Source organism: Clostridium porci (genome assembly GCF_009696375.1).
GTDB classification, from domain to species: domain Bacteria; phylum Bacillota; class Clostridia; order Lachnospirales; family Lachnospiraceae; genus Enterocloster; species Enterocloster porci.
This window is the reverse complement of the sequence record NZ_VUMD01000023.1, coordinates 1-22,275: the sequence shown is the minus strand read 5'-3', so window position 1 is coordinate 22,275 and position 22,275 is coordinate 1. Positions and strand designations below refer to the sequence as shown.

The 22,275-nt window shown below is 46.5% G+C and carries 24 protein-coding genes and 1 pseudogene; 3 read left to right on the top strand and 22 right to left on the bottom strand.

All coding sequences use genetic code 11. The annotated features are described in order from the left end of the window. Positions 1 to 6 precede the first annotated feature (6 nt). The 15 genes from ispG to FYJ39_RS18005 form a co-directional block, all read right to left on the bottom strand. Positions 7 to 1,071: a flavodoxin-dependent (E)-4-hydroxy-3-methylbut-2-enyl-diphosphate synthase gene (ispG, locus tag FYJ39_RS18075; RefSeq protein ID WP_154473802.1), complete on the bottom strand. Its 1,065-nt coding sequence runs from the start codon at positions 1,069 to 1,071 to the stop codon at positions 7 to 9. Positions 1,072 to 1,081: 10 nt separating this feature from the next. Next, a complete protein-coding gene (locus FYJ39_RS18070) occupies positions 1,082 to 2,134 on the bottom strand; it encodes a M50 family metallopeptidase (protein WP_178257995.1) in 1,053 nt (350 codons plus the stop codon). Positions 2,135 to 2,203: 69 nt separating this feature from the next. Further along, entirely contained in the window at positions 2,204 to 3,361 is a 1,158-nt protein-coding gene (locus FYJ39_RS18065) for a 1-deoxy-D-xylulose-5-phosphate reductoisomerase (RefSeq protein ID WP_154473801.1), read from the bottom strand. Positions 3,362 to 3,406: 45 nt separating this feature from the next. After that, entirely contained in the window at positions 3,407 to 4,207 is an 801-nt protein-coding gene (locus FYJ39_RS18060; RefSeq protein WP_154473800.1) for a phosphatidate cytidylyltransferase, read from the bottom strand. A gap of 14 nt (positions 4,208 to 4,221) precedes the next feature. Further along, positions 4,222 to 4,941 carry an isoprenyl transferase gene (locus FYJ39_RS18055; RefSeq protein WP_154473799.1) on the bottom strand — a complete coding sequence of 240 codons (720 nt, stop codon included), beginning with the start codon at positions 4,939 to 4,941 and terminating at the stop codon, positions 4,222 to 4,224. An 89-nt stretch (positions 4,942 to 5,030) separates the two neighbouring features. Then, positions 5,031 to 5,582 carry a ribosome recycling factor gene (frr, locus tag FYJ39_RS18050; RefSeq protein WP_154473798.1) on the bottom strand — a complete coding sequence of 184 codons (552 nt, stop codon included), beginning with the start codon at positions 5,580 to 5,582 and terminating at the stop codon, positions 5,031 to 5,033. A gap of 66 nt (positions 5,583 to 5,648) precedes the next feature. Beyond that, positions 5,649 to 6,350, bottom strand: a complete 702-nt coding sequence (gene pyrH / locus FYJ39_RS18045) for a UMP kinase (RefSeq protein WP_154473797.1) — start codon at positions 6,348 to 6,350, stop codon at positions 5,649 to 5,651. 162 nt (positions 6,351 to 6,512) lie between these two features. Then, the gene (locus FYJ39_RS18040) at positions 6,513 to 7,325 is read right to left on the bottom strand and encodes a mechanosensitive ion channel family protein (RefSeq protein ID WP_353847310.1); all 813 of its coding nucleotides are present in this window, start codon (positions 7,323 to 7,325) and stop codon (positions 6,513 to 6,515) included. A 70-nt stretch (positions 7,326 to 7,395) separates the two neighbouring features. Further along, on the bottom strand, positions 7,396 to 9,333 hold the full coding sequence (locus FYJ39_RS18035) for an ABC-F family ATP-binding cassette domain-containing protein (RefSeq protein WP_154473796.1): 1,938 nt from the start codon (positions 9,331 to 9,333) through the stop codon (positions 7,396 to 7,398). A gap of 215 nt (positions 9,334 to 9,548) precedes the next feature. Then, positions 9,549 to 10,586, bottom strand: coding sequence for an SIS domain-containing protein (locus FYJ39_RS18030; protein WP_154473795.1), 1,038 nt, complete (start codon positions 10,584 to 10,586; stop codon positions 9,549 to 9,551). A gap of 11 nt (positions 10,587 to 10,597) precedes the next feature. After that, positions 10,598 to 11,413, bottom strand: coding sequence for a PTS system mannose/fructose/sorbose family transporter subunit IID (locus FYJ39_RS18025; RefSeq protein WP_154473794.1), 816 nt, complete (start codon positions 11,411 to 11,413; stop codon positions 10,598 to 10,600). Next, positions 11,406 to 12,203 carry a PTS mannose/fructose/sorbose/N-acetylgalactosamine transporter subunit IIC gene (locus tag FYJ39_RS18020; RefSeq protein WP_154473793.1) on the bottom strand — a complete coding sequence of 266 codons (798 nt, stop codon included), beginning with the start codon at positions 12,201 to 12,203 and terminating at the stop codon, positions 11,406 to 11,408. The genes FYJ39_RS18025 and FYJ39_RS18020 overlap by 8 nt, the downstream gene beginning before the upstream one ends. A 16-nt stretch (positions 12,204 to 12,219) precedes the next feature. Next, a complete protein-coding gene (locus tag FYJ39_RS18015; RefSeq protein ID WP_154473792.1) occupies positions 12,220 to 12,705 on the bottom strand; it encodes a PTS system mannose/fructose/N-acetylgalactosamine-transporter subunit IIB in 486 nt (161 codons plus the stop codon). A gap of 19 nt (positions 12,706 to 12,724) precedes the next feature. After that, positions 12,725 to 13,132 carry a PTS sugar transporter subunit IIA gene (locus tag FYJ39_RS18010; protein ID WP_154473791.1) on the bottom strand — a complete coding sequence of 136 codons (408 nt, stop codon included), beginning with the start codon at positions 13,130 to 13,132 and terminating at the stop codon, positions 12,725 to 12,727. A 24-nt stretch (positions 13,133 to 13,156) separates the two neighbouring features. Further along, positions 13,157 to 14,164 (bottom strand): SIS domain-containing protein, encoded by a 1,008-nt coding sequence (locus tag FYJ39_RS18005; protein WP_154473790.1) that lies wholly within the window; start codon positions 14,162 to 14,164, stop codon positions 13,157 to 13,159. Positions 14,165 to 14,462: 298 nt separating this feature from the next. Between FYJ39_RS18005 and FYJ39_RS18000 the strand changes: the two genes are divergently transcribed. Beyond that, positions 14,463 to 15,149, top strand: a complete 687-nt coding sequence (locus tag FYJ39_RS18000) for a GntR family transcriptional regulator (protein WP_178257988.1) — start codon at positions 14,463 to 14,465, stop codon at positions 15,147 to 15,149. Then, positions 15,149 to 15,877 (top strand): GntR family transcriptional regulator, encoded by a 729-nt coding sequence (locus FYJ39_RS17995; protein WP_178257987.1) that lies wholly within the window; start codon positions 15,149 to 15,151, stop codon positions 15,875 to 15,877. The genes FYJ39_RS18000 and FYJ39_RS17995 overlap by 1 nt, the downstream gene beginning before the upstream one ends. 235 nt (positions 15,878 to 16,112) lie before the next feature. On the opposite strand, the gene FYJ39_RS17990 is transcribed toward FYJ39_RS17995, so the two are convergent. Genes FYJ39_RS17990 through FYJ39_RS17965 form a run of 6 tightly spaced genes read right to left on the bottom strand, consistent with a single transcriptional unit; the run spans position 16,113 to position 20,337 of the window. Then, a complete protein-coding gene (locus FYJ39_RS17990; RefSeq protein ID WP_154473787.1) occupies positions 16,113 to 16,949 on the bottom strand; it encodes a PTS system mannose/fructose/sorbose family transporter subunit IID in 837 nt (278 codons plus the stop codon). Further along, on the bottom strand, positions 16,939 to 17,694 hold the full coding sequence (locus FYJ39_RS17985; protein WP_287847809.1) for a PTS mannose/fructose/sorbose/N-acetylgalactosamine transporter subunit IIC: 756 nt from the start codon (positions 17,692 to 17,694) through the stop codon (positions 16,939 to 16,941). The genes FYJ39_RS17990 and FYJ39_RS17985 overlap by 11 nt, the downstream gene beginning before the upstream one ends. 29 nt (positions 17,695 to 17,723) lie before the next feature. Next, positions 17,724 to 18,188: a PTS sugar transporter subunit IIB gene (locus tag FYJ39_RS17980; RefSeq protein WP_154473786.1), complete on the bottom strand. Its 465-nt coding sequence runs from the start codon at positions 18,186 to 18,188 to the stop codon at positions 17,724 to 17,726. Between the two features lie 6 nt (positions 18,189 to 18,194). Continuing rightward, a complete protein-coding gene (locus FYJ39_RS17975) occupies positions 18,195 to 18,614 on the bottom strand; it encodes a PTS sugar transporter subunit IIA (protein ID WP_154473785.1) in 420 nt (139 codons plus the stop codon). 46 nt (positions 18,615 to 18,660) lie between these two features. Then, positions 18,661 to 19,335 carry an HAD family hydrolase gene (locus FYJ39_RS17970; protein WP_154473784.1) on the bottom strand — a complete coding sequence of 225 codons (675 nt, stop codon included), beginning with the start codon at positions 19,333 to 19,335 and terminating at the stop codon, positions 18,661 to 18,663. A gap of 24 nt (positions 19,336 to 19,359) precedes the next feature. Then, positions 19,360 to 20,337 carry an SIS domain-containing protein gene (locus FYJ39_RS17965; RefSeq protein ID WP_154473783.1) on the bottom strand — a complete coding sequence of 326 codons (978 nt, stop codon included), beginning with the start codon at positions 20,335 to 20,337 and terminating at the stop codon, positions 19,360 to 19,362. A gap of 173 nt (positions 20,338 to 20,510) precedes the next feature. On the opposite strand from FYJ39_RS17965, the gene FYJ39_RS17960 reads away from it, so the two are divergent. Beyond that, positions 20,511 to 21,275 (top strand): GntR family transcriptional regulator, encoded by a 765-nt coding sequence (locus FYJ39_RS17960; RefSeq protein WP_154473782.1) that lies wholly within the window; start codon positions 20,511 to 20,513, stop codon positions 21,273 to 21,275. Positions 21,276 to 21,620: 345 nt separating this feature from the next. Here FYJ39_RS17960 and FYJ39_RS17955 read toward each other — a convergent pair. Beyond that, a pseudogene (locus tag FYJ39_RS17955) lies at positions 21,621 to 21,872 on the bottom strand (DDE-type integrase/transposase/recombinase); the annotation flags it as partial. Between the last annotated feature and the right edge of the window lie 403 nt (positions 21,873 to 22,275).

The following is a 22,275-nucleotide window of genomic DNA, read 5'->3' as shown; positions in this document are numbered from 1 at the left end:
CGCCGATTAAAGACTGCCGCCCATAGAGAGCAGCTCCTGTCTCAAAGCATTTAAAAGCTCTGCCTCAGGGACCTTCCTTATAACCTTCCCTTTTTTTATCAAAAGTCCCTCGCCTTTTCCTCCCGCAATACCGATATCCGCCTCTTTTGCCTCCCCCGGCCCGTTGACCACACACCCCATCACCGCCACCTTGATATCCAGATTATCGAATTCCGCCGCCATGGTTTCCACCTGGTTCGCCAGACTGATTAGGTCGATGCTGGTACGTCCGCAGGTGGGGCAGGAAACCACCTCCACACCGCCGGTTCGCAGGCCCAGAGTTTTAAGCACCAGCTTCGCTGTTTTTATCTCCTCCACCGGATCTCCTGTAAGAGATACTCGAATGGTATCCCCGATTCCCTGATAGAGAATCACCCCCAACCCCACAGAGGATTTGATATTGCCTGCAGTTACAGTACCTGCCTCTGTAATTCCCACATGAAGGGGATAGGAAGTCCTCCTGGCAATCAGCTCGTGGGCCTTAATACACATCAGCACATCCGAGGATTTGATGCTGATAACCAGATTATCATATCCCATATCCTCTATGAGCGCCGTCTTACCCAGCGCACTCTCCACCAGCCCCTCTGCCGTAACGCCTCCGTACTTCTCCAAAAGCTGTTTTTCCAGAGAACCGCTGTTTACTCCCACACGAATGGGAATCCCATATTCCTTTGCCTTATCCACCACTGCCTTTACCCGATCTTGGGAGCCAATATTACCTGGGTTAATGCGAATCTTATCAGCGCCGTTTTCCACGGCTGATATGGCAAGCCGATAGTCAAAATGGATGTCGGCCACAAGAGGAATATGAATTTCCCTCTTAATTTCCCTTAAGGAACGGGCTGCCTCCATAGTAGGCACAGCCACACGGACGATATCGCAGCCCGCCTGCTCCAGCCGGTGTATCTGGGCTACTGTTCCCTTTACATCCTCCGTCTTTGTATTGCACATAGACTGAATCAGTATGGGGCTTCCTCCCCCGATCGTCCTGCCCCCTATGCTTATCTTCTTTGTATCCATCCTGGACATAGCTGTCTCCTTAACCAAATATTTTTCGCACATCGTTAAATAAAAGCAGTACCATAAGGCCCAGCAGAACCATCATTCCCGCCATATGAACCATTCCTTCCTTCTCTCGATCCACCGGCTTTCTCCGCACAGCCTCCAAGAAAAGAAACACCAGCCTTCCTCCGTCCAGGGCCGGAATCGGAAGGAGATTCATCACTCCCAGGTTGGAGCTCAAAAGAACCATAAGATTTATAAGGGTCAGTATGACGGCTGAAGGGCCATAGGGAACCGTTTCCTCCACAGTGGAATCAATGGCGCCCACAATTCCAACAGGACCGCTGATATCGTTCACAGACACCATGCCGTTGAACATCATGCGGAAGGTGTCAAACACATAGTGAATCCAGAACTGAACCTCATAGGCGCTGTAAGCCATAAGCTGAAGCGGATTCTTAACAGGATAGCTGGTTCCGTCAAATTCAACTCCCAGCATATAGTAGCCGCTATCCTGAGAATAAACGGGAGCGATCTCTTTTATAATGGTTTCCCTATTTCCCGCTCCATCGGTTCTTCTGGCAGTAACCCTTACGGTATCCTGAGGGTGGGTAAATAGGTACCAATTCACATCCCGAAAGGAATGAACCCTTCTGCCGTTCAGTTTAACAATCTCATCCCCAGCCTTAAGCCCTGCCCCCTGGGCCGGATATCCGTCTCTCACGCCCTGGAGCACTGTCCCTCCATGACCATTTACTCCGATTAATATCATGGCAAGAAAAAATGCCAGTATAAAATTAAATACAGGGCCAGCCGCAACCACAGAGATTCTGGCCCACACAGATTTGCTGCCAAAGGCTCCGTCTTCCTTGCATGCTTCATCCTCTCCCAGCATGGAGCAGGAACCGCCAAAGGGCAGTATTTTAAAGGAATAGCGGGTACCTCCCCTTTCAAAGCAAAACAGCCTGGGCCCCATGCCCAGAGAAAATTCCAGCACTCTTATTCCATTTAACTTTGCAAATAAAAAATGGCCGAATTCATGAATCATTATAATGAATCCAAGTATCAGCACTGCTATCACTATGCTCACTTATCTCTCTAACCTTTCTTTTTTTCTCAGGACATTCTCTGCCCTGGAATCCTGTTTTTCACTGAGATTCTATTTCCCGGAATTTACCTGGCTGTCAATATACTCATATGCCTCCTGCTCCGCCTCCAGAATCTGATCCACTGCCGGATTCTGAATGATACGGTGCCGCTCCATGGCCCCCTCAATGAGAGACATAATAGAGAGGTAGCCGATCTGGCCCCTTAAAAACATCGCAACTGCCTTTTCATTGGCCGCGTTAAACACAGCTGGCAGGCTTCCTCCCCTCCGCCCTGCCTCGTAAGCCAGTCCAAGCCCTCTGAAATTTTCCATATCCGGCGTCTCAAAGGAAAGCTGAGTCAGAGCCGCAAAATCCAGTCTGGCCCCTGGAAGGAAACGCCGTTCCGGATAATAGAGAGCATATTGGATAGGAAGCCTCATATCCGGAGTTCCCAGCTGAGCCATAACGGCCCCGTCCTCATACTCCACCATAGAATGAATCACGCTATCAGGCTGGACAACCACCTGGATCTGATCCATTTCTACGTCAAAAAGCCAGCGAGCCTCCATAACCTCCAGACCTTTATTCACCATGGTGGAGGAATCAATGGTAATCTTCTGTCCCATAGCCCAGTTCGGATGCTTTAAGGCGTCCTCCGGCCTCACCTTTTCCATCTGCTCTCTGGTCCATCCTCTGAAAGGGCCTCCTGACGCAGTAAGCAGTATCCTGCAAAGCCGGTTGCCGCCGGAGCCCTGAATACACTGGAAGATTGCGGAATGCTCAGAATCCACAGGGAGAATCCTCACTCCCTTTTCTTTGGCTAAGGGCATAATAATATGCCCCGCCGTAACCAACGTCTCCTTGTTGGCCAGAGCGATATCCTTTCCTGCCTCCATCGCGGCGATTGTAGGCCGGATTCCAATCATCCCCACAACAGCCGTAACCACCAGCTCTGCATCCGTACCGGCCGCAGCCTCTATCAGGCCCTCCATGCCCCATACTACTCTCACATCCAAATCTGCCACTGCCGCTTTAAGCTCCTTAGCCTTATCCTCCCTCCACAGGCAGGCCAGCTTTGGCTTAAATTCTCGTATCTGCTCCTCCAGCCTTTTAGCATTCCCCCCTGCTGCCAGAGCAGTCACCTGGATATCTTTATGATACCGTACAACATCCAGAGCCTGTGTTCCAATAGAACCGGTGGAACCCAATATCGCGATTTTCTTTCTCATAACTTATATTCTCCCTATCCTGAAGAAATACTCTTTTCCTGTTGTTTATTTTAAAAATGTCAGCGCAAAATAGACAGCCGGAGCTGTAAATATCATGCTGTCAAACCGATCCAGAATACCGCCATGACCAGGTATCAGGTGTCCATAATCCTTTACCTTGTGATTCCGCTTGATGGCTGAGGCTGCCAAATCTCCGATCTGGGATATCACTGCCGCAATGGCGCAGGCGGCGGCGCAGACCATATGGGGTCTGTCAATCTCTGTCATGCCTCCTCCAAACAGGGACGCATAGATAAAGCCCAGGAAAGCGGCGCCCGCCACGCCTCCCACTGCTCCCTCAATGGACTTCTTAGGACTTAAAACAGGAGCCAGCTTATGCTTACCAAAAAGCATCCCGCTGCAATAGGCGCAGGTATCACAACCCCAGGAGCTTAGAAAAATCAGCCAAACCACATAGGCTCCGTCATTCATGGCTCTTGTCTGATACAGATACGAAAGCATCACAGGCACATAGCATACGCCAAAAAAGGCGCCTGTTATTTCCTCTGTCTTGTATTCCGGAAATGTAAAAACATAAAGGGCCATTAGCGTCATCAGAGACCCAATCACCATCAAAGTTATATACCGCTGCCCTTCACACCACAAAATCCCGTAGTAGGAAACAGCGGTAGCATAGCCTACGATAGCCAGAAACCGCTTGTGGATTCCCAGCACCCGGTACAGCTCAAAAAGGCCGGCAAGTGATATGAGAGCCGTAACTCCAAAGAGGAGGACGCCTCCCTGCCCTACAATCACAACGGACAGAAGAACCAGAATAATACCGCTTATTAATCGGGTCGTAAACATGGCCTTTTCCTCCCCTATTTTACTCCGCCAAACCGCCGGTCTCTTTTATTATATTGCACAATCGCCTTTTCCAATTCCTCCTGGCAAAAATCTGGCCACAGACAGTCTGTCACCACAATCTCCGTATAAGCCAGCTGCCACAGAAGATAGTTGGAAAGGCGAAGCTCTCCGCTGGTTCTGATTAGCAGATCCGGGTCCGGAATTTCAGCCGTATCCAGATAAGAGCTAAATACAGCTTCATCTATCTGCTCCGGCAATACTCTGCCCTCCACACAGTCCTTTGCAAGCTTTGAGGCAGCTCTTCGTATCTCATCCCTTCCGCCATAATTTACCGCAATCACAAAGGTAAGCCCTGTATTGTCCTTCGTCTGCACCTCCAGCCGGTTAATGCCCTCCACAATATCCCGGTCAAAGCGTGCCCTGTCTCCAATCATCCTTACACGAACATTATTGGCGGAAGCAATTTTAAGCAGACGAACCATATAGTAACGAAAGAGCTGCATCAAAGCTCCAACCTCCTGCTCGGAACGCTTCCAGTTTTCTGTAGAGAAGCCATAGACAGTCAGATAACGGATACCCATCCTGGCCGCAATTTCAACGGTTTTCTCCACTGTAGCACAGCCTTCCTTATGGCCCATGGTACGGGGCAGCCCCCTCTTCTTAGCCCATCTTCCATTGCCGTCCAATATCAAAGCCACATGCTCCGGTATTCTCATCATTTCATCCAACGCCATACTTTCCCGCCTTTCCTATGTATCCCGCTTAACAAATATGGGAGGCAGGAGTCCCTCCTGCCTCCCATATTTATTTTTCCGCCTTAGACTTAAACGGTCATGATCTCCCTGGTTTTCTCCTCCACGGCCTTGTCAATCTTCTCTACCATCTTATCCGTAAGCTTCTGAATCTTCTCAGTTGCCTCCTTCAGATCGTCCTCAGACATATCCCCTGACTTCTCCATCTTCTTAAATGCTTCGTTGGCGTCACGGCGGATATTTCGAAGAGCTACCTTTGCGCCCTCACCCTTCTTCTTAACGTCCTTGCTAACTTCCTTTCTGCGCTCCTCTGTCATCTCCGGAAATACCAGACGAACACAGTTGCCATCGTTGGTAGGGTTAATGCCCAGCTCAGAGGTAAGAATGGCTTTCTCGATTGGCTTAAGAAGGCTCTTCTCCCAAGGCTGAATCACAATCATACGTGCCTCAGGCACCGATACGTTGCCTACCTGCTGCAACGGTGTCGGAGTTCCATAATAATCCACCTTAATCTTATCCAATACATGGGGATTTGCGCGTCCGGCACGGATTGTGCCAAAATCAGACAGCAGCACATCTAAAGTCTTATTCATTTTCTCCTCATATACGTTTAATTCTTCCATAAGTCCCTCCTGTTTATGCAGCAAGTTTCAGCCATGCCTAGCTGCTTAATTCGTTCTTTTTGAAATTCAGGCCGTTACAATCGTGCCATTTATACGTCCCTGCATAGCGTTTGCGATTCCGTCCGGTTCGTTCAGGCTGAATACAGCCATAGGCATCCGGTGCTCCATACACATAATGGAAGCAGTTAAATCCACTACAGCAAGCTGCTTGCTGATAACCTCCTGAATGGAAATGGTGTCGTACTTCTTAGCAGCCGGATTCAGCTTCGGATCACTGTCATACACCCCATCAATGGCTTTTGCCAGAAGAATGCAATCTGCATCCATCTCAATCGCACGCAGGGCAATGCCTGTGTCAGTCGAGAAATAGGGGTGTCCCGTACCGCCTGCAAAAAACACCACCATCCCTTTTTCAAAGTATTTATTAGCGCGATCCTTGGAAAAAAGCTTTGTCATGGAACCGCAGTCAAATGGGGTCAAGATCTGGGTCGTCATGCCTGCGCTGCGGAAAAGCTCTGATACATAAATGCAGTTCATAACAGTGGCCAGCATGCCAATCTGATCTGCTTTTGTCCGGTCAATGGCCTCGCTTGTGCGGCCTCTCCAGAAATTACCTCCTCCGATGACCACGCCTACCTGTATGCCTGCGTCAACAGCCAGCTTTACCTGACGGGCCACTTCCTTTACCGTAGCTTCATCAAAGCCAGCTTTCTTAGGGCCTGCCAGGGCTTCACCGCTTAATTTTAAGAATACCCGATTCATGTTCATAAAGCTTTTTCTCCTTGCAGTGATATCGTTCGTTATTCTTTCGTTATTATATCATAGATAGCCCAATTTGCAAAGAAAATTAAATTTTTTATATTTTCCCTCTTTTTCGTACATTTTCAAACATTATGAAACGGTTTTCCTATCTATGTATTAAATACCCCTTTAATCTTCCGGCTTATCTTCCACCACATGCACATGTGGATAGGGGATAGAAATCCCCTCCGCTTCAAAGTTTCGCTTGAGCAGCCTGCGGATGTCACTGCATGCAGTAAAATTATCATCTATGTTCTTCGTCCACACAGTGGATTTCAGTACGATTCCGCTGGCTCCCAGCTCCTTTACAGACACATTGACCTTATTACCTGTTTCCTTATCCTGACGAACATCCACAACCAGAGGGTAGCTTTCAATGGTCTCACGCATCACCTCAATGGCCTTATCCAGATCGCTTTCGTAGCTTATGGATATTTCCATATAATTTCCAATATAGTCATTGTTATAGTTGCTGTTTTCTACAATGGCTTTATTGATGACGCTGTTGGGAATAATCATACGGCTGTTATGATAAGTTCTAATCACCGTATGGCGCACAGTCAGGTCTTCTACAATTCCCGATATTCCAAGAGTGCTTATGTTCACCTTCTCCCCCAGATTAAAGGGTCTGGACCAGCTAAGCATCACTCCGCTGATTACATCCGCCAGCACCTGCTGAGCAGCAAAACCCACAATCGCTACCAGCAATGACGAGCTGGTCAGAAGGGTCGCGCTCAGAGCCTTGGTAGTCGTAAACAGGCCGCTGACAGAAATGCAGGCTATGACAGACAGAATAACCTTGGATATGCTTCTTAAAAACTTAATATGGATCTGTTCCTTCCGTTTCAGAATCATGCCGAAGATTTTGTTCAGCGCAAACATGCCTGCGCTCCACAGCAGGATAATAACCGCTATACTGATAATAAGATGGTTTACGTTCAATTCAGACTCCTTTCCCAAGTCTTTTGGCTATTCTACCATAAAATAAAGTCCTTTGCAACGGCTTCCAGACTTATCCAGATATCTCATTTTGGACTTTAGCAAGTCCTGGTTGCGGCCAGCTTTCTATCAGACCTGCTTCCTGCGCTTCTTCGTACCATTCCAGACACCCCTGATTCCAAGCTTCCCAAGCTTTCTCATAGTATTCTGCCATCTCCCTGTAGGACGCTTCCTCCTTCCAGCTTTCCCCTAGCCAAAAGCCTTCCTCTGCCTGACGGGACTTAAGAAGCCTGTCTATTTTCTCATACAAAACTTCCACCTTAAGCCTAAGCTCTTCCAGCCGCTCTCCGGCCAGACGCAGCTTCCAATCTCTGTATGCCGTCTCTGTGGAGCATTCTCTCAGGCAATGACGTTCTGCTCCAGGTACGGCTCTGAAGCTCTCAATTAATGCCTGTTCTTGCGCCATCCTCTGAGCTGTAAGAGGAATACCGGACTCCTGCCGTTTTTTTCTCTCCAGATAATGTTCATAGCCGAAAGGATAGTAAAACACTGACTGATTCTCAAAAATCAGAATCGCATCTGCCACCTGACGGATAAAATACCTGTCATGAGATACAAATAGAAGGGTTCCTTTATATGCCTGAAAGGCTGACTCCAAAGTTTCCTTGGCCTGAATATCCATATGGTTCGTGGGTTCGTCCAGTATTATGAAATTCGGTCTGCTTTGAAGGATTTCACAGAGAACCAGACGGGCTTTCTCCCCGCCAGACAGGACATTCACATCCTTTTGCGCTTCCCGTCCTCCAAAGAGATAGGCTCCCAGAATCGTCCTTGCTTCCTTCTGACTCATCCCCGGAAAAACAGAGGTAAAATGGGCTAGCACGGACTTCTGGGATTGAATCCCCGCACTCTGCTGGTCAAAATAGCCGATGGTTGTATGACTTCCCAGCGAATAGCTTCCACTCAGAGGACGGATCAGCCCTGCCACTGTTTTTAAAAAGGCAGTTTTTCCAGCCCCGTTGGCTCCCAGAACGGCAATCTTCTGTCCCCGGCGAATGCGCAGCGTAAGTTCCACAAGAGCTTTGTCATATCCGATTTTTAAATGTTCCGAAGTAAATACCCACTTGCCTCCTGGTATCAGCGGTTCTATGGCACCTGTAAATATGTGCGCTTCATCTTCCCTGGGCTGGTCAACCCGTTTCATCCGCTGGATAGCCTTTCGTTTTGATCTGGCAAAGGATGCCTTCGCCGGCTTATTCTTAAAACGCTCCACCAGCCTTTCCAATCTGACTATCTCCTCCTGCTGCCGCCGGTAAGCCTTTTTTTGAAGCTGATATCCTTTTAGCTTATCCTTCCGGTATTGGGAATAAGTTCCAGGATAACGTACCAGAATCCTATCAGACAGCTCGTAAACTACATCTGCCACCTGATCCAGAAAGAACCGGTCATGGGACACCGTCACAACCGCTCCAGGATAAGCGTTCAGATATTGCTCCAGCCATTGGCAGGCAGATACGTCCAGGTGATTCGTTGGCTCGTCCAGCAGCAGAATATCTGGCTTTTTTAGCAGGAGGCGGATTAGAGCAAGCTTTGTCTGTTCCCCTCCTGAAAGTTCTTCTATTTTCTTTTCCTTATCCCTTTTTTCAAATCCCATGCCAGTAAACAATAGGTCAATTTCCCGCTCATGCGCAAACCGTTCACCTTCAAAAACGTTTTTAAAAGGGAATTGCTCCAGCAAAAGATCTTCTACCTTTCGGGAATCATTCAAACACACCTGCTGATGCAGCATGCCTACTGTTATCTGCCTTGAACACAGAATGCCCGGACCGCTCCGCTTGTCATCTCGGTCTAAGGTAAGTTCTCCCGCTATCAGCCTTAGCAGGGTAGTTTTGCCTGCTCCGTTTCTTCCCACAACCGCTATCTTTTCATTGCCCCTTATATCAAAGAATATATGGGACAGGATCAGAGCTCCTCCCTCCGTCACTGTTCCGTCTTTTATCTGATATAACATATGTTTACATTTCCTTCTTTCTGTGCCGGAAATATCCGGCAGCGCTATCTCGTTTCGTTACTATCATATACGGAAAGCAAGAGGGTGTCCATCATTTTTCACAAACAGGCTTTTGAGAGGCTTTCCATCCTGCCGTTCAAGTTTTTACAAAAACTCCATATAAAAAACACGATACCAGCAGCTATAAAGCCAGCTGAAACCGTGTTGAGATTATCCTATAATACTTTTGTGATATATTGGTTGATCTGGGCATTGACTCCCCGTGTAAGGTCTCTTCCCCGATCCTCTGCCATCCGATACGCGATCACCTGGAACACGGTAATATACTCAAGGAAACGGAAGAAGCGGCTGGCTGGCTGAAAACTAAGATCCCGCTCATCCATTCCCGCATCTCCTACCAGAGCACAAAATCCGATCTCCTGCTTCAGGAACCGGGCGATTTTATGCGCTTTCTCATCATCCTCTCCCTCCTTAGCAAGCACAAAAAACAGCATATCATCTGCAAAGCAGTTCTGCGGCCCATGAATAAATTCCTCCAGCTCATAGCTTCTGGTCATCATGGGAACCATTTCCATCAGCTTGATATCCGCCTCCTGAGCTACCGCCCAGAGCTCTCCGCTCCCGGCCAGCATTGCCTTATTTCTTCTTAGCAGAGAGAACCTGTGCTGCTGATACCATTTAACCGCCGCTGCTTCAACCATGGGCAAATTCGCCGCCGCCCGTCTAAGCTCCTCTGTATAATGTTCCCTCTTGTTCGCTATCGAAAGCCCCAAAAAGCATACATCAGCCGCCGTACAGGAATAGCCCAGCGTCCGGTATAAAAACTCCTCTTTTCCGCAGCCCATGGAAATACTGATATGACACAGCGTTCCAATGGGACTCCCTGACGGATCAGCCGTAATGGCACAGGTCAAGGCCCCTGCTTCCTTTGCCTTTTGAGCGCTCAGGTAGACCATCCTTGTAGAGCCGCCCTGGGAAATAAATACATACAGTGCCTTGGAATCCCAGATTGTTTCAGAATTCAAAAATACATTTGGGTAATAAAATTCTGCGTGAAGTCCGCACTCCCTTTCCAGAAAGCCCTTTGCAGCAAAAGCAGCATTATAGGACGAGCCGCTGGCGATAAACACCAGCGATTCTATCCTATTTCCTTCGGTCTGCCAGCGAAGGCTTTCAAAAACCATTTCAACACTCCCTGCCAGTTGATTTAATTTTCCAGGAATCCGTTCAATACAATCTAAAACAGAAGCCATTATTTTCTCCTTTATAAAAGTCCTGCAACAGAGCCCAAAACCGCAATGGCAATGGAAGCCAAAAGCAGTGTGGTAGGTTTCACTTTCTTTGTCAGCAGATAAAACATAAACAGAGTATAGCACAGAGGAAGCAGCAGAGGGAAGATCTGGTCGATATAGCTCTGCAAAGCAAACACATTTTCCTTAATCGTAAATTCATATGCAAAGCTCAGCTTAACCATATCTGCGCTCATGGCACCTACTACCATAAGCCCTACAATCGTAGCGGCCCGTGAGATTTTGTCCAGAAGCCCGGAGCTTCTGGCATTGCCCATCAGATCCGTACCAAACTGGTATCCCCAGAAGGTACAAAGGTATTTAATAATCAGATGAGGAATATTAAAAATAAGCAAAAACAAGATAGGACCAAGGATATTGCCCTGGCTTGCTAAAGACAAGCCGATTCCGGTGGCTATGATACGCAGCGTTCCCCAAAAAATGGAATCTCCAATACCGGAGAAGGGGCCCATCAGGCCAATTTTTACCGAGTTAATAGAGGACTTATCAAAATCCTGATTTTCACTGGCTTCCCGTTCCATTGCCGCAGAAATTCCCATAATCAGCGTTTCAATGTGAGGTGTTGCATTAAACACTGCCATATGGCGTTCCAGCGCTTCTCCCTGCTCCTCCTTGCTCTTATAAAATCTCTTGATCGCCGGCCACATTGCAAGGGAATATCCCAGCCCCTGCTGGCGCTCATAGTTATAGCTGTGTTCCATCTCAAAGGAATAGAGGAACATACCTCTCAGCATATGCTTGTCTTCTTTTGTAAGCTCTCTCTTACTCATCAAACAGTTCCTCCCAATCATCATGTTCTTTTTCAGATACAGCTTCCACCGTACCAGAGCCACCATTGCCGCCTGTCTTTTCAAATACGATAATATAAGCCAGCACAATGCCAAAAGCCGTAACTCCGATTGCCGGAAGCTTCAGAAATGCCACACAGATAAAGCCAAGAATAAAGTAAATAATATTGTTCTTATTCATCATGGGCTGTACCAGAAGCGCAAATCCAACGGCAGGAAGCAAACCGCCTGCTACATTCAGTCCGTTCATAATAGAGGCCGGAATGGAATTAATAAATCCCTCCACCGCGGAGGCTCCGAAGTAAACGGTTGAGAATCCGACCAAGCCGTAGATGGCGCACTGCAGAAACAAGCCGGCCCAGTTTAACAGCTGCATTTTCCCAAGCTCCACATTTCGTGCGTACTTGCAGGCGCTTCCCATATACCAGGAACGAATGATAAAGCAGACGACCTTAATAGACTGTCCAAATATAGCAATGGGAAAGCCCAGTGTAAAGGCAACAATGGGGCCGCCTCCGCTTAATATCGCCAGCGCCGTACCAACGCCTGCACCGATCATTGGATCCGGAGGTACTGCAGATCCTACCTGAATCGCTCCCATAAATACCGTTTCCAATGTGGCTCCGCAAAGGATTCCCATCTTTACATCACCCAGCACCAGCCCTACCAGAGGACCTACTACTATCGGGCGAAATACCATAGGCGTAGTAAGACATTTTTCCACAAACCACACAGCCGCCAGTACCAGTCCTACCATAAATGCGTCACGCATCTTTTATAGCCCCTCACTATCTGTCTGCTTTTTTTCTAAGGCTTTCATATGGAACCGGCTGGTAAGACGGCACCTGGCGAACTTCAATCTGAAAGCCCTCTGTATGCAGCTGATCCAGCGCTTCCAGATCCTGATCATTTACAAATACTGCTTTTGCAAAATTAAAGGTTCCCTCTCTCTTTTGCATACCTCCCAGATTAATTACCGGTTTTTCCTTCAGCATTCCAACCAGCCGCACCACATCTGATGGATTGGCGCAAATTACAAATACCTTCAAATTGTCCAGCTTGGGATTATTCAGCATCTCAGCTGCCTCTTCTACCCTGCGCACTGCCAGCTTCACCCCGTCCGGCGCGCACAGCTTTAGCGCCATTTTCCGTACATTATCGTCAGCCGCCTCATCGCAGGCAATGACGATTGCCTGGTAATTTAATGCCGATTTCCAGCTATACGCTACCTGCCCATGAAGCAGTCTGTCATCAACTCGAATCATCTGTATCATAACATCGCCTTCTCCTTTTCTATAAATCAAAATCATCCTCTGCCGATAAGGTCTCGCCGGCATACATCAACTGATTTCTTCCTCTCTCAATCATAGCTTTCAGTTCTTCCCTGGACGGCATATCCGGCGCCATGGAAAGCTCTACCATAAACGCTACATTAACGCCCGCAATCAGATATGTATTGGGCCGTGAAAGATACTGTACCATCAACTGGTTCACGCTTCCTCCAGCTATATCAGTGCAGATAATCAGAGCATCCTCAGGCTTTAGCGTGCCAAGATATGTTTCAATCTTATCCTTTGGCTGCTCATCATCCGTATAGCAGTCGATCGCCGTGATATCCTCCCTCTCTCCGAAAATCAAATCGATTGTAGATTTCACCCCACTGGCAAAATGCCCGTGAGATGCAATTAAGATCTGCTTCATGGCTCCCCCTCCATCTTCTGAAGCTTAATAAGCAAACTGTCTGTAGTAACGGCGGAACTCCAGGTCGTGACCCGTCTGCTTCTCAAAGTGGTATGCCAGACGTCCCCTGGTAATTGAATTGAACATAATCGGAGATAAGATTATGCGGAACTCATCATCGATCCCATCCAGCTTATAGTCAGCCGTGTCAATCACAACCAGCTTGTCCGTATACTTTTTAAGGAAGGCTTCCGCTCTTTCGTCCAGAGGACGGTACTGATCCTCGCCTTTTACTAGATAGACCAAAACATCTTTATCCACCAGCTCCAGCGTACCGTGGAAAAACATAGACGAGGTAACGGCTCTTGTTCTCATCCACTGCATTTCCTCCAGAATACACATGGTAAACATATTGATCTCGCCCCATAAAATTCCAGATCCAACCCAGATCTGATAAGGCTCCTGCGCATATTTCACTGATAGCTCGTGGGCCTTATCCTCAAACTGCTTTTTCCATGAGGTTATATTTTTATGAAGAACAGCCATCTGCTCTGCAAATTTCGGATAACTGGGAAAATCTCCCCTTCTATAAAGCAAACACAGGGCAAACAAGTAAAACTTTAAATATGTATTCTCCATACCTGGCGCGTCACACAGAATCAGTTCGCTTGCCGTCTCTGCCAGCGGACAATCCGCTTTTCCTGTAAACACCACTACGGTAGCTCCCTGCTCCTTGCACCAACGGCAGATTTCCACAGTTTCCTTAGTATCTCCCGACTTGGAACCTGTCACAACCAGAGTTCTTTCATTAATATAGGAAGGCTTGTCAATCATCCCTTCGGCAGCATTCAGATTTACAACAGGCACATTGGAATACCTTCTGATAATGTCCTCTACAGACATCATCTCAAAAGTAGTGCCTCCGATGCCTGTTAAGACTATCTTATTGTATCCTTTTTTCGTAACTTCATCAGCCACTTCTTCAATCCGCTGCCTGCATCCATATGCTTTCTGTCCGTCCCTTAAAAATGCGGCCTCATCAAATTCCACCATAATACGTATCTCCTTTGCCTTTCATCTTAACCAATTCAAAACTATTTTTTTATTTCAAACTCCCCTCAAATGATTTGCAAATCCGTTTCGACCGGTTCGTAATTTTATTATACCACATTAAAACCAGTTGTCAAGTGGTTCTTTATTTTTTTCTTTTTCACTCCCATCTGATTGTAATTTTTTCTAAAATTCCCATTAATTCTGTATTTTAAATTGGAAAATCCATTGATTCTACATGTAAACCGGTTGCTTTTTGATATAAAAATATGTTATAATGGAAAAAGGGGGTATATTTAAGATGATTACAAAAGATTTGATTTTAGAACATCAATTAAAGCAATATATACAAGAACAAAATCTCAGACCAGGAGATCGCCTTCCCAGTGAACGAGATCTCAGCGAACACTTTGGAGTCCAGCGGCTTACGCTTCGGTCGTCCCTGCAACGCCTTAAAAATGAAGGGATTCTGACCGTTAAAAAAAGCAGCGGCTACTACATTGCCGATAAGCGAATTTTTATTTCCCTTGGCAAAGATATCTCCCACTTTGATACTAGGCAATTTAGATCCTGCCGTACCCTGCTTCTTAATATCCTGGAAACAGAATTTGACAATTCAGTTATGAATAAGTTTCCCTTTTCTGACAATACCGGATTCCGTGTAATCGGCTTGCAAACCAAGGAGCAATCTCCTTATGGCATCATTACTTCTCTGATTCCTTCCAGCTGTGTGGAAAGCCTTGATTTTCAGGATCTACAGGATCAAACCCTGTTTGAGCTGTACCACCGGCATCATCAGGACATCACTCACGGCCAGGAACACATTTCCTCCTTTAAGGCATCCGAAACAGAACACACGCTCTTAGGAGTTCCCGTCCATTCACCCATGGTATTTCACAGAGTTTATGGCTACAACCAGAAAGGGCAATGCGTGTTGATACAGAACATTCTTTATATACAGGAAAAAGTAGAATTTGGAGGTTGGTAATGAACACAGTCAATCCTTTATATATGCAGATTTGTGATAAAATTACATCTATGATTGAATCAGGAGAGTATCTGCCTGGCGAGATGATTCCCAGTGAACGGGAAATGGCCCGCCTTTATAATACAAACCGTATGACCGTCAAAAAGGCCATTGCTTCGCTTGTAAGGGATGGTTTGCTGATATCCGAGCCTAGCCGCGGTACCTTTGTACGTAAATCTGACACCCGCCTTTCCCTGGGCGAGACTTCTACACAGAAAAAAGCCATGAGCGAACTGGTTCGTCTCACCGGACAAATTCCCAAAAATAAAGTGCTTTTCTGTAATGTAATCGAGGCAATGGAGCCGGCCACCAGCCATCTGCGCCTGCAAAGCGGCGAGCATGTGCTGCTGCTCCACCGCATACGATATTCCGGTTCCATACCGGTAGCCCTGGAATACACCTATTTGCCGCTCAAATATTTCCCTGATATTACATCTATGGACTTTACATACATCTCATTATATGGGTATATGAAATCCGCCGGGCATGATCCAGAATCAATAAATCGCCGGCTAATTATGATGCCAGCCAATGACCGGGAGGCAAAGCTTCTGGAGGTTTCAAAGGAGGAGCCCCTTTACTTTTTTGAGTTTACAGGCCAGGATTCTGACGATCATTATGTAGAGTATACACGTTCCTTTATGCGTGCCAGTCAGATACGTTTTTCCATACAGTGGGATCGAGCGTGATGGCTGTCCGCGTTCCGTTTGTTTAAAATATCACAATGCTCTGAGGGGACAATGTGGTATTGCATATTGTCACCTTCAGAGCATGCATCTCTATCTTGGTAAAATTTCTCATCAGCCTCTGCCGCCAAAGCAAGGGATTCCAGCCATTTTCCGCCTGTTATACCAAAAACTACGAACACGATGGGCGCCAGAACCGCCAATGTTCACCGTTACGCCGTACAGACGCCCTCATTTCTTAAAGAATTCCTAGGGCTCCCAGAATGATACCGCAGATAACAATGCCAAGAAGAAGCACATTGGTATTGACTTTTTTCTGAATCAGTCCGTAGATACCCAAAGTAAATACAAGAGGCAGCAGCTTGGGAATTATGGAATCAAGCATATCCTGAAGTACAAGTTCAGTACCTCCTGTGGTAAAGGTCAGCGGAGTTGTGATGCTCACCATACTGGCTACCATTCCTCCCACAACCGCCAGACCGACAATGGACGCAAACTGCATCACCCGATCCATAATCCCTTCCTGATACAGCTTTGTCAGATATTTATTACCCGACTCGTATCCCAGAACCGTTCCGTAGTAACCGAACAAAATTGACGGAATCGCAAACAACAGCACCGCCAGGATCGGTCCCAGAACACTTCCCTGCTGCGCAAATGACAGGCCGATTCCAAAGGTAATGATTCTTAAAGTCCCCTGAAAAAAGCTGTCACCAATTCCTGAAAACGGTCCCATCAAACTGGTTTTTACCATGGAAATGGAATCCGCCTGGAAAGAACCGTCCTCCGATTTCACATTCTGCTCCTCCATGGAAGCCGCCAGTCCCATGATAAAGCCGGTCATCTGCGGAGTACAGTTAAAAAACTCCATATGGCGGCGGTAAGCCGCTTTCTTTTCTTCCGGCTTATTTTTGTACAGCTTGTCCAAAATTGGAGCCATGCCGAACATAAATCCCATATGCATCTGCCGCTCATAATTCCAGGAGCACATGATGGTCCAGGAACGTAGATACAAGCTTCGCAGATCCTTTTTGGTGATCAGCGCGTCCTGATGCGCCTGCTCATTATATTCCATTCTTCATTCCCTCCCTTCTGCCATAAGAAACCTTATCTAAGATAAAGGCCAGAATACATGCAAACATCGTCAGTCCGATCAAATCCAGACCGGAATATGCCACCACCAAAAAGCCGAACAGGAAATAGGGGAATAGCTTCTTAGAGATCATGGTGCTCAAAAGCATAGCAAAGCCCAAAGCAGAAAGCAGATTTCCGGCCACCGTCAGTCCATTTGAGATTACCTCTGGAATGGCATTTACAATTACCTCCACAATTCCCGTACCCAGATAAACTGTAAGGAAAATGGGGATAAAATAAATCAGCGCATTCAGTATGAAGGACCACCAGATATGAATATTTTTTGCCCTGCGGTAATTGCCTCCTTCGATCGCTGCATCTGCCACATGAGAAAACTGGGCCACGACGATACGCATGATCGCGCTCATGAACTCTCCGATTACAGCTACGGGGATGGCAATCGTCAAAGCCGCCTCCGCAGAAGCTCCGGACAAGCAGACAAAGGCCGTGGCAATAATGCTGCCAAACTGCATATTTGGCGGTCCTGCCGCTCCAATTGCCACAAACCCCATTGAAATCAGCTCCAGACTTGCTCCAAGGGTGATTCCCATCCTCAAATCGCCCAAAACAAGACCGGACAACGTACTTAAGATAAGAGGACGGCCGATATTCTGACGTCCAATCAGCCGTGAGTCGATCACACCGATCACTCCAACCAGCCCTAACAAGATTGCCTTTACTAACACGATTATCCTCCTTCCATTACAAACGCAGCCTATTTAGAAAAATCAGGATGCTCCACAGAAGCGGTAGGCACCTGCTGAATGTAGATCCGTACTCCCCTGGACAGAATCTCTCTGGTCTCCTTCAGCTCCTCTTCATTCAGATAAACTGCCTTTCCATATTCCCTGGAATTCTGTTTTTTTGCCACGCCTCCATAGTTAATCTCCTTTATCTCCGGAAGAATCTCACAAAGCATCCTGGCTTCCTGGGGCCCCTTCACGATAACCATAATGTTTTTATTTTTGTTCTGTTCCACTGCCTGCGCCAACTTGGAAAAGGGGATGATATCCAGCGTACATCCCACCGGTTTAGCAATGGACAGCGCCATCTTTCCAATGGGATCGTTAGGCACCTTATCATCCGCTACAATAATATGGTTAATATCCATCTGCCTGGTCCAGGAAAATACCACCTGTCCATGAAGCAGTCTGTGGTCTACACGCACCAGCTTTATCATAAGAATCTATCCCTTCTTCACTAGCCTATTATAGTAAACAATGCTGTTCTTTCCATCCTCTACAATTCTATCCAGGTTCAGGTCTTCCCATAATGTATGGTTCAATTTCTCAATCATAACCTCCAGCGCAATCACCAGATTAATCCCTGCAATTAACTTTCTGGACTCAGACATAAACCGAAGAGCAATATTAGCCGGTGTTCCTCCCGGCAAATCCAACAGAATGACCACACATTCATCCCTGTATTTTTCATCAAGCACAGCCTCAATTCTGTCTCCAAACTCGTCCAGTCCTTCTCCCTCCTTCAGACATAATATATCAAGCTGTGATTCTTCCATGTTTAAAGCCAGCTTCAGAGCGCTCTCGTAACCTTTTGCCAGCTCGCCATGGGTGAGCAACAATACGCCAAAATCCCTTTCTTCCATGCTTCACCTCCCAAAATCCGGATGTTTCGGAGTTACCCTTCAAACACTATTGCACAACATTTTCCGCGTGAAGCTTCTCTTCAATCTTTTTCTTCGCTTCAAACAAAGAATTCAAAATACACTCCGCTCTGCCTCTCTCATCCGGCCCCGGCTTTATCACATCTGGAATCATAATGCAGGGAATCCCGGCGCGGTAAGCAGCCTCTACCCCTACAGGAGAATCCTCCAGCACCAGGGCTCTCTTTGGGGGACATCCCGTCATCTCCAGCACCTTCAGATAAATATCTGGAAACGGCTTTCTGCGGCGTATCTCATCTCCGCAGCACACACATTGAAAATAAGAATCCACTCCCATTCTCCGCAGCCGTTCTTCTGTCAGATTTCTTTCAGTCGCAGTGGCAATCGCCCTCTCTATTCCTGCACCGGACAGATATTTCAGGAGCTCCACCGCCCCCGGTTTCAGACGAAGCTCTGTTTTTAGCTTCTCCATTCCTATGCGGCGCATTTCATTCATAAATTCTTCCACACCGCACTGATCCTTGAGTATATCCTTCAGTCTGTCCTGATAATCCTGTCCATTTCTTCCAATCAGCCTGTCAAACTGTTCCGGAGCAATCTGCAGATGAAGGAAGCCGGTTGTCTCCTGCCACGCACACTTCCACACCCGCTCCGTATCCAGCAGCAGTCCGTCCACATCAAAGATCACCAACCGTAAAGACATCCCGGCTTTCCTCCTATACATCTATTAATATTCCATATGCCACATATAGCGGCGTACATCCAAAGAATGTCCTCTCTCAAAGGCAATAGCCTCCACAAACACCCGGATAACCACGCCAGACAGGATCGCAGCCAAATAAGGCTTTGCCTCCTGGGCCACGTTGTCCAGCGGCAGCTCCTTCTGATCCAGGATCAGCATTTTTCTGCTGTACTTGGCGCTGAAATTCTCTACCCTCTGATCCAAAAACCGGGTATTGCCGATGCTCTTCACCAGAAGGAAGGGAACATCGTAATCTGTTACTTCAAAGGGTCCGTGGAAATAATCGCCTGAGTGGATGCACCCGGAATGAATCCACTGCATTTCCATAAACCAGCACATAGCTGTAGAATATACCTCTCCGTAATTTATCCCACTTCCGATGGTGTAGATCAGCTTCTCACGCTTATTCTCCTTTGCCCACTGCTTGGCCTGTTCCTGATACTGTGTTTTGGCCTTCTCAGAAAGCTCCGTGAGCTTATCCAGCTCTCTCAGACATACATCCCACTTTTCCTTCGGCTCAAGAACCTTTAAAAGACTGAACAGCAATCCGTACAGAATCCCCTTATTTTTATCGCTGTCGCTGACCTCCTTTCCCCAGTCATAGTGAACCGGATACTCCGCCGCATTCCAAAGTTCCGACTCTTCCGAATTTGACAAAGCAATGGTCATTGCCCCTCTCTCTCTAGCCAATCTGGTAGCCTCCACCGTCTCCGGTGTATTTCCGGAATGTGAACAGGAGATAACCAGAGAATTTTCATTCAAACTCTCCGGCGTATCATACACAAATTCGTTGGCCGTGTACACATGGCTGGGTACTTTGGTTTCTTTATCAAATATGTATTGCCCTGCCATCAACACTGCCTGTGAACCTCCACAGGCTACAAAATAGCAAACATTCACTCCACCTTTCTTCTTCAGTGCCTCTACCGCACGGCCGATCTGGTCAAAATGCTCTTTTCTCATATCTTATCTCCTTTCCCATTATTGATTATATATCATTATATAACTTTATATATTTTATTATAATTATATATTACCAAAAAGCAAGCACTTTCTGAAAAAAAACCAATAAAATTACAAAATTGCCTATCATGATAATATGTGATATAATAAAAGCCCAAAGGAGATTCCTGATTATGAATTCAAAAAGCGCAAAACCTCTGTATCTTCAGATTGACGCCGCCATCCGAAACGATATCCAGACCCACATCTATAAAGCCGGCGATAAGCTTCCCACAGAGGTGGAACTCAGCCAGAAATACAATGTAAGCAAAATCACCATACGAAAGGCCATGGATAAGCTTTCCCAGGATGGGATGGTACAGAAAGTCCAGGGAAAAGGCACCTTTGTCCTTCCCCGAAAAGATAAAGTGAATCTTTCCGAATCCAAGGGCTTTGCCGATTCCCTCTCGTCCATGGGCCACTCTGCTAAACAAAACGTATTGGCAGTCAAAAGCATACCCTCTGATTCTAAATTATCAGAGTGTCTGGAGATTGAAGAAGGCAACCCGCTCTTCTGTGTAGAACGCCTGATGTGGGCGGATTCCAGGCCAATCGGAACCGATACCATCTATGTTTCGGAAGAAAGATTCCCCGGCTTCATACAAAAAGCCGTTACCGGAAAGCCGCTCTACCATATTTTTAAAGAAGACTATGGGGTGGAAATTACATCATCCACCATGGAGATCAACGGAATCTCCGCAGATGGCGCTAATGCCGCGCTGCTAAAGTGTGTGATCGGAGATCCTCTTTTCTATATCGAAAAAACAGCTTATGATCAGAACGGTCTTCCTGTTCACTATTCCTCTACTCTGATCCGCTGCGACTCCATCACATATGTAGTAAAGACCAATAAGCACCTGCATATGGAAGAAAGGATTTCCGACGGACAGAATTTATAATATTTATAAACTTATCTTTTAAGTGGGATGTTACAAAACAAGGCTTATTTGAAGCGCTATGTAGGTCTTATTAGCTGCCTTTTTGTTTGGGAACAGATTTTTTACTTTTGGCTCTTAAAGCCATGTCTTTCTGTTTAGCTGCTTAAGAAGTTGATTTGATTTGTACAGGACGGATCTAGTCAAGACCACCAGCTAAGTGCAACATCATAAACTTAAGAGAGAATCCTTCTTATGTCTGTTATTTGTTCCTATATAAAAATTATATTGGGGGGCAAAAAAGTCCATACTTTCCCTAATGGAATTGTGTGGACTTTTTAAAAACTACTTTTTTGATTGTTTTTATATTTATTTGAGAATTCCTTTTCCAGCCAAAAATCCCTCAAATAGGTTACTAGTATATTGGCTGCCTAAATCTGAATGTAGGATAATTCCTTCTGTATGTTTGACATTCAGACAAGCGTTTTTAATTGCTTCCAATTCCAGTTCTGTAGGCATGGAAGTGCCGTAGGCATAACCTATAATCTTACGACTGTACAAATCCATTACGGATGCCAGATACGTCCACCCTTCTTTCAGCTCGTGGATGTAGGTGATGTTGCTGTTTGAACTCCGGAGTATACGATTTTTGGTTTTTCGCCATGTTGAAGATCTCCTTTGCTATTATAGATGGTCCAACTTTTTCTGTCCAAACTTATATACTAACACCAGTATTTACTACCGTTTCTACTACTTCTCATAGAAAAGATTTGTATTTGGCATTACGCTATGAATTTTTCAATGTGCGAGTCTTATGTTATCCGGCAACCTGATACATAAGAGTTTTGAAAACACTTACTCTATTCTTCCCCATCTTGCGCTCCATGCAGGAAATCGGGGAATGCCGCTTTACGCGGCATTCCCCGGTCAGCATTGATTGCCTCTTTTTCGTATACTTACCTCGTTTTAGGATTCTGGCTTCCAAACTCCATTGGCATCTACATAGTAGTTATCCGGGGTTCTT